This is a genomic window from Microbacterium sp. UBA1097, assembly GCF_002313585.1.
In the GTDB taxonomy this organism is placed as follows: domain Bacteria; phylum Actinomycetota; class Actinomycetes; order Actinomycetales; family Microbacteriaceae; genus Microbacterium.
Genome location: NZ_DCBW01000067.1, coordinates 1 through 7974, shown reverse-complemented (window position 1 = coordinate 7974; position 7974 = coordinate 1). Strand labels below are relative to the sequence as shown.

Below are 7974 nucleotides of genomic sequence, written 5' to 3'. Positions count from 1 at the left end.
CGGGCCATCGCAACCGACCCCGAGGTGCTGCTACTCGACGAGATCACCTCGGCGCTGGATCCGGAGCTCGTCGGCGAGGTGCTCGGCCTCGTCCGTCAGCTCGCCGAGGAGGGTTCCACCATTCTGATGGCCACACACGAGATGGCCTTCGCGCGCGATGTCGCGCATCGCGTGCTGTTCCTCGACGAGGGGCGCGTGCTCGAGGAGGGCACCCCAGCCCAGGTGTTCGGCGCGCCGCGCGAGGACCGAACGAGAGAGTTTCTGGCACGATTTCGTGCGTGAGGCGGGTAGCCGTTGGGCCACCCGCCTCACGCGCCGCTCTTATCAGGGGCGCTGACCACCGCCTCCGCCACCGCCCATTCCTCCGCCGCCCATACCGCCGCCCATACCGCCCGAGAGCGCGGTTCCGGTCTGAGCCGAGACCGTGGTGCTGCCGGTGCTGAAGGTATACGTGGCGCCGCTTGCGACATCCGCCGAGCTGAACACGACAGTTTCGAACTGCTTGGGCGAGGTCACCTCGGCGAGCACGGTGCCGCTGGAGTCGGTGATCGTGACGGTCGTGCCGGCTGAGCCGGAGACGGATGCCGCGACCCACGACTGGGACGACGTCGAGTCGGGTGTCTCGGCCATGCCCGAGCTTCCCAGCGCCAGCACCGTGCCGCCGGTGACCTCGATGCCACCGTTGGAGTCGAGCGCCCCGTTCCCGCTGTTCGTCGGACCGAAGACGACGGTCTGTCCGCCCGAGATCACGATCGTGCCGTTGGAATCCAGGCCGTCACCGTCGGCATCGATCGTCACGATGCCGCCCGAGATTGTGAGCGTCTCGCCTGAGTTCTGCATCCCGCCGCCACCCATGCCGCCGCTCGAGCTGCCGCTGGCGGCATTGAGACCGTCATCGCTCGCGGTGACGTCGACCGTGCCCCCCGAGATAGCAATGTCGGCTCCTTCGATCCCTTCGTAAGATTCAGTCACCGTCACTTCGCCAGATCGGATCTCCACGGTCTGCTCCGCGTGAATGCCGTCATCACCCGTCGACAGGGTGACATCGGCGCCACCGATGCCGACCGATCCGTCGCTGTGTACGGCGTCATCGGCTGCGTCGACGTTCACCGTGCCCTCGTCCAGGGCGACGACCACGCCGGCGGTGATCCCCTTCGGATCGGCGTCCGCCGACAGCGCGGCGTCTGCGCCTCGGCCCGCCTCGATCGTGACGGTTCCGCCGGTGACGACGGCGTCGGTGGCAGCGGCAATCCCGTCGTCACCAGCGGTGACCTGGACTGTCCCATCGGCGATGAGCACGTAGCCGCGCGTAGCATCGTCATCCTGATCGCTCTTCAGACCATCCCCGCCCGCGGTCACGGTGACCGTGCCGCCCTCGATCACGAGTGCGTCCTTGCCGCGCAGGCCATCGTCGATGGCGTCGACCTCGATCGTTCCCGACAGGATCACGAGGTCGTCGGTGCTGGTGATGCCGTCATTGCCGTTGCCGTCCACCGTGAGCGTGCCGTCGCCCGAAATCGTGAGGTCTGTGGCGGCGTAGATCGCGGCGTTCGCTTCCGCCTCATCGGCATAGCTGGATGTGTCTGAGACGGCGTTGGTCGTCCCGGACTCCAGGTAGATCGCGACGTCGTCAGCGGTCTGCACATCGATCGCTGCGCCGGATGTGTTCTCGATTGTCGCGCCGTCGAGAATCAGCACGACCAGCGCATCGTCAGGTGCGGCCACGATCACGGATCCCGCGAGATCCCCGCTGAGTCGATAGACGCCGGCAGCGGTGATCGTGACCGTGGAACCATCGATCGCGACAGCGTCCGATGAGCTGGATTCCGACGAACCGCTCAGGGTGACATCGACGGCGGATGCGGCATCCCACTCATCATCGTTGACGGTCGCGTAGTCCTCGTTGGCGGCAAGCACGGCTTCGGCGGCCAGGTCGGAGTCGACGGTCACGGTGGTCTCGATGACCGCGGTATCAGCCGTGGTCGACTCTGCCGTCGATGTCGTCACGGCGGTGCATCCCGCGAGGACCACACCGGTCACGACAAGGGGGGCGAACAGGAGGGGCTAGGCGGCGGCGCATGATGTCTCCTCTCGTGAGCCGACGGCGAAGGGACCGCGCAGGAGGCGCGACCACTTGTTGCGGGGAAGTTCGGGGTGAAGCGCGGCAAGGCCGGTCGCATACTTGCTCAGCGACACGGGCCGCGCGCCCAGGCGCCACAGGATCCTGTCGACCTCGCTCGCCTGCGACATGGACTTGGTTTCGACGATCGTCATGCCGGGAAGCTCGAAGCCTCCGCCGTCTGGTTCGATCCACTCGCGTGCCGGCTCATCGCGATACACGACGCCGTTACGGATGACGATGCCGGTGTCGCGGAATCCGTAGTAGTCGCCGTTGATCGCGAACACCGCCGAGTTGTCGGCAGCGATCGCCGAGGTGAGTTCGGTGATGTTCTCACCGAACTGATCCTTGGCGAACGCAGACCTCAGATCGGTGGCATCACCGAGCACAACATCGGCGACGTAATACGTGACGGCGTCGGACCCACTCCCGGTTTGCACCGTGCTGATCGTGATCGACGTGTCGCCCGACGTGTAGGAGTTGTCGGTGATCACCGCCTCGGTGTCGGTAGCGGCGTCAGTGTCGGTGTCTGTGTCCGTCTCTGTCGCGTTCGATGGTGTCCCGTACGAGGCTTCGTAGGCCGAGACATCGGCGATCTCCACGTGCTCGATCAGGAATCGGTCTGCGGCCCACCACGCCCCTCCGCCGGCCGCGAGCACCACGACCAGCCCGCCCGCCATCACTGCCCGCCGCAGCCGACGGCTTTTCCGCGGGAGCGTCACGGCACCCGGTTGTGTCGCACGGGATGCATCGCGTGGAGGGTGGTCGGCGGTCGAGGGTGAATCAGCCATCCTCTATGGGTACGCATCGGGGCTATGCCGACTGTCGGCGCACCCTGTGTCCCACCTGCCGGATGATCAAGCGCTGGGCATGATCCGACCACGAACTGGCTGGGAGTGCTCGTCGACCGTTCGGTCCACGGGGTGGTCAACGGGCGCGGCGGGACTCCTCAGTGGCCGGCGCCGAGTTCCCCCGAGAGTCTGCCGTGGAAGTCGGTAGTCGCCTCGTTCATCCCCTCAAGGATGACGCGCTTGCCGCGCTGCTCGTACTTCGTCACGACGGCATCCAATGCCGCGACAGTCGAGGCATCCCAGATGTGCGAGTTGGACATGTCGATGACAACACGGTCGGGATCGTGGGAGTACTCGAACTGGGTGGTCAGGTCGTTGCTCGAGGCGAAAAAGAGCTCTCCGTCGACGGTGTAGCGCGCCGTCGGAACTGATGCGTCGGCATCCATCTCTCGGCGCACCTGAACGAAGTGCGCGACCCGGCGGGCGAACAGCACCATCGCCGCGAACACACCCACGACCACGCCGATCGCGAGGTTGTGGGTCCACACCGTCACGATGACCGTGATGAGCATGACGGCAGTCTCGCTCTTGGGCATCCGGCGCAGGGTCGACAGGCGGATGCTGTGCCAGTCGAAGGTCGCGACCGAGACGACGATCATGACGGCGACGAGGGCTGCCATCGGAATGACCGCGACGATGTCGCCGAGCACGAGCACCAGGATCAGCAGGAAGACCCCGGCGAGGAACGTCGAGATGCGCGTGCGAGCGCCTGAGGCCTTGACGTTGATCATCGTCTGGCCGATCATCGCGCACCCGCCCATGCCGCCGAAAAGGCCCGACAGGATGTTCGCACCGCCCTGCCCGAACGCTTCGCGCGTCTTGCGGGAGTGCGTATCGGTGATGTCATCGACGAGCTTCGCGGTCATGAGTGACTCGAGCAGGCCGACCACCGCGACCGCGAGCGCGTAGGGAGCGATGATCTGGAGTGTCTCGAGGCTGAAAGGGACGTCCGGGATGAACAGGGTCGGCAGGCTCTCGGGAAGGTCCCCCTGATCGCCGACGGTGGGGATGTTCATGGCGAAGACGACAGCCGCGGCGGTCAACAACACGATCGCCACCAGGGGTGCGGGGACGACCTTCGTCCACAGCGGCATGAGGTACATGATGAGAAGTCCCGCGGCGACCATGGGGTAGACGAGCCAGGGCACATCGATGAGCTGCGGAAACTGCGAGACGAAGATAAGGATCGCGAGCGCGTTCACGAAGCCGACCATGACGCTGCGCGGGATGAAGCGCATGAGCTTGGCCACCCCGAGGGCGGCGAACACGATCTGGATGAGCCCCCCGAGCATCACTGTCGCGATGAGGTAGTCGACGCCGTACTCGCGCGCCACCGGCGCGACCACCAGCGCGATGGCGCCCGTGGCAGCGGTGATCATCGCGGGCCGGCCGCCGAGGAACGCGATAGCCACCGCCATGACGAACGACGAGAACAGGCCCAGGCGCGGATCGACGCCCGCGATGATCGAGAAGGCTATGGCCTCCGGGATCAGCGCGATGGCAACGACAAGCCCCGCAAGCACCTCTCGGGTGAGCAGCCTCGGGCTTCGCAGTGCCTGCAGCACTGTCGGTTCGATGCGGTAGCGGGCAGAGTTCTCGCGCGCAGGGCTGGTATCGGTCACGGCACTCCAGGGGAGATCGGGCGCCCTGGTGTGGCGCCGGGATGGCGGCGACCACCCTACCTGGGAGTGACTGGGCGTCCCTAACTCCGCAGAATCACCCGTACTCCGCATCCGTTCGGCTGGATGCTGCGAGGAACGTGCAAGATTGCGGAGTTCGTGAGGTTTGACTCCGGCGCTCGCGGCCCTCGCAGGGGCGGGCACGCCGTATCCTGATCCTGATTGGGCGTGAGGGGAACGACGGATGACGACAGTCGACGAGGCGGCCCGGCTGGAGGCGATCGACAGCTACGACGTGATCACGTCGCCACCCGCGTCTGAGCTTCAGGGCCTCGTCCGCCTCGCGGCGATGCTGTGCGAGGTGTCGAAAGCCGTCATCAACATCATCGATGATCGCTTCCAACACCAGATCGCGGCAGAGGGGTTCGAACCGGCGGTCTGCGCCCGCACTGATTCGATGTGTGTCGCCGTTCTGACAGAGCAGGCGCCCATCGTGATCTCGGATGCCCGGCAGGACCCGCGATTCCGCGCCAACCCGTTCGTCATGGGTGACATCGCCTGGGTGCGTTTCTACGCATCGAGCCCACTCGTGACACCTGACGGCGCGATCATCGGGACGCTCTGCGTGTTCGACGAGGACGTTCGGGAGCTTGACGACGACACCCGGCGCGGACTGGATGTTCTTGCACGGCAGGTCATCGATGTCCTCGAGCTGCGGCGCATTACCCGCGAGCTCACCGCGACCAATGAGATGCTCACGCAGTTCGCGGGGCAGATCAGCCACGACCTTCGCAATCCGCTGACCGCGTTGACCGGCTTCTTGGAGCTGGCATCCGACAGCCCCGACATCGAGCGGGCACCGCAGGCAGCCCGATCTCTCGCGCACGCCGAATCCGCGGCCGACCGGATGGCCGCGATGATCGCCGGCCTGCTCGAGTATGCGCGCCGTGGGTCGGCGGCGCCGCATCCTCAATCGGTGCGCCTCGACGAGCTGACCGCCGACGTCATCGCTGATCTGGGTGCGCCCATCGCCGCGACGTCTGCCACGATCGCGGTGGATGCCGATCTCGAGGTCTGGGCCGACCGCACGCTCCTGGGGGTTGTTATCCAGAACCTCGTGGCGAACGCGGTGAAGTTCGCAGCGGCCGCGGGCGTCACGCCGCACGTCGAGGTGAGGGGAACGGGAACCGCATCAGGTTCTGTCATCACCGTCGACGACAACGGGCCGGGTGTGCCCCGTGACCTTCGCCGGCGCGTGTTCGATCTGATGGATCGGGGCGACGCCGTGGGCGTCGAGGGACTGGGTCTCGGACTCGCCACCTGCCGCCGCATCATCCAGGCCCACGGCGGCCATGTGATCCTTGAGGACTCGCCGCTCGGCGGCGCGCGGGTGCAGATCACGCTGCCGAACCCGCCCGGCCTGAACTGACGGGCCGACGCGGCGACCGTAGCGCACAGCCGGGGTGTGGAAGCGCTCCCAGACAATTGTCGGCGGCCTTGCCATGACTCCCGATTCCGCTTCCCCCACCGCGCCGCGCCGCGACATCCAGGGCCTGCGCGCGCTTGCCGCCTGGCGGTGCTTGGCGCGCACGCCGTCGGATGGCCCGCCGGGGGATTCGTGGGGGTCGACATCTTCTTCGTGATCTCCGGCTTCCTCATCACGGGGATGCTGCTCTCCGAGATCAGCCGTCGTGGCCGCGTGTCGCTGGGGGGTTCTACGCGCGCCGGGCCCGTCGCATCCTTCCCGCTGCGCTCGTCACCCTGGGCGCGGTAGTCGGTGCCGCCTTTGCGCTTTTCAACACCGTTCGCGCAGACCAGACACTGTGGGATGCCACCAGTGCTGCGCTGCTGGTCTCGAACTGGCGCTTCGCCGCCCAGGGAACCGACTACTTTCACGCCGCCGACGCCGTGTCGCCGCTGCAGAACTTCTGGTCCTTGTCGGTGGAGGAGCAGTTCTACCTCGCGTGGCCGGGTCTGCTCGTGGTTCTCGTGCTGCTGATGCCCGTTGCCGCGCGTGGGCGCGGAGCAATGCGGATCGTGGTGGGGATCGCTGCGGGAGCGGTAGTCGCGGCATCCTTCGTATGGGCGCTCGCGCAGACTGAGGCGCAGCCGACCCTCGCCTACTTCTCCACGTTGACACGGGCGTGGGAACTGGCCGCCGGTGCGCTTCTCGCTGCAGCGGTTCCGTTGCTCGCACGCATCCCGCGACCGGTCGGGATCGTGCTGGGATGGGTCGGGCTCGCCGGCGCGGTGGTCTCGGTCCTGATCATCGAACCCACCGCTGCCGGCTTTCCGGCGCCGTGGGCTGCGCTGCCGGTCATCGCAACCTCTCTCGTGCTCGCGGGCGGAGCGGCGGGAGATCCGCGTCAACGGCACCTGTTTCCGCTGACCAACCCTGTGAGCGTCTTCGTCGGCGACATGTCCTACTCGCTGTATCTGTGGCACTTTCCCGTCATCGTCTTCGCCGCTGCACTGCTTCCCGAGTCCGATCAGATGATCTGGATCGTGCTGGCGGCCATCGCCGTGCTGAGCCTTGGTTCGTACTTCGTCGTCGAACAGCCATTGCGGTACGCCCCGTGGCTGGGGGCCCGGATGCCGAGGGTGCCCGATCGTTCGATATCCGAACCGGTGGCGCCACCCGCGGCGCCACCGGTGGGCACCGGGCCCGCAGTCCGTGCTGCGACCTCGACTCGGCCCGCGGGATGGACGCCGGGAACGCGGTATTTCCCCGACAGCCGCCGGGCGACACCGCCAGCCGTGCCTCCCGTGCCTCCGGCTGCGTCCACTGGTCCGGCCGCCCCCACGGGACCGTGGTCGCCGTCCGCTGCGCATGATGGTGCAGCCCCGGTTGCGGTCGAGGCGGCGCCCGAACACGAGGCGGAGCCCGGTCGAGTCTGGCGTGAGCGATTCGGGGCTCAGATCTTCCTGGCGACGGCGGGTCTGCTCGCTGTCGCCCTGGCAACAGCGACGTGGGTTCATTCCACGTCCGGCGCGGGCCCGCTCATTCAGCCGCCGGCAATTGCTGATCCCTCGGCTCCGGCGCCGGCGGCAGACCCGACGGCACAGCTGCCGGCGGAGCTGGCTGCGGCAGTCACGGCGACGTCGTGGCCGGAACTGCGTCCGTCCCTCGACGAGGTCATGGCGCAGTCATCCGGAGCGAATCCGGCGCACGATTGCTTTTCGCCGACGGTGATGCCAGACCCCGCGGCGTGCACGTGGGGGAGCGCTGACGCGCCGACCCACCTGTACCTTGTCGGCGACTCGACGGCGATGGCCTACGCTCCTGCGTTCCGGGCGATGGCCGAGAACAGCGGCGGTCAGATCTCTGCAACCACGATGGGGCTCTACGGATGCCGTTTCACGGCTCTTCGGACTTCCGGTGGGG

The 7974-nt window shown here is 67.1% G+C and carries 6 protein-coding genes; 3 read left to right on the top strand and 3 right to left on the bottom strand.

The annotated features are described in order from the left end of the window. On the top strand, window positions 1–282 hold a 282-nt coding region (locus B4F19_RS15515), incomplete at its 5' end, for an AAA family ATPase (RefSeq protein ID WP_292736188.1). A gap of 42 nt (window positions 283–324) precedes the next feature. On the opposite strand, the gene B4F19_RS15510 is transcribed toward B4F19_RS15515, so the two are convergent. From B4F19_RS15510 to B4F19_RS15500, 3 genes are all read right to left on the bottom strand, one after another. Further along, a complete protein-coding gene (locus B4F19_RS15510) occupies window positions 325–2007 on the bottom strand; it encodes a carbohydrate-binding domain-containing protein (protein WP_292730463.1) in 1683 nt (560 codons plus the stop codon). A gap of 57 nt (window positions 2008–2064) precedes the next feature. Beyond that, on the bottom strand, window positions 2065–2799 hold the full coding sequence (locus B4F19_RS15505; protein WP_292736190.1) for a hypothetical protein: 735 nt from the start codon (window positions 2797–2799) through the stop codon (window positions 2065–2067). A gap of 269 nt (window positions 2800–3068) precedes the next feature. Beyond that, window positions 3069–4592, bottom strand: a complete 1524-nt coding sequence (locus tag B4F19_RS15500) for a SulP family inorganic anion transporter (RefSeq protein WP_292736185.1) — start codon at window positions 4590–4592, stop codon at window positions 3069–3071. Window positions 4593–4833: 241 nt separating this feature from the next. Here B4F19_RS15500 and B4F19_RS15495 point away from each other — a divergent pair, with 241 nt between their 5' ends. Both B4F19_RS15495 and B4F19_RS15490 read left to right on the top strand, forming a co-directional pair. Further along, the gene (locus tag B4F19_RS15495; protein WP_292730457.1) at window positions 4834–6018 is read left to right on the top strand and encodes a sensor histidine kinase; all 1185 of its coding nucleotides are present in this window, start codon (window positions 4834–4836) and stop codon (window positions 6016–6018) included. Between the two features lie 170 nt (window positions 6019–6188). Further along, window positions 6189–7974: acyltransferase family protein (locus B4F19_RS15490; protein WP_292736182.1), on the top strand; the 1786-nt coding region annotated here is incomplete at its 3' end.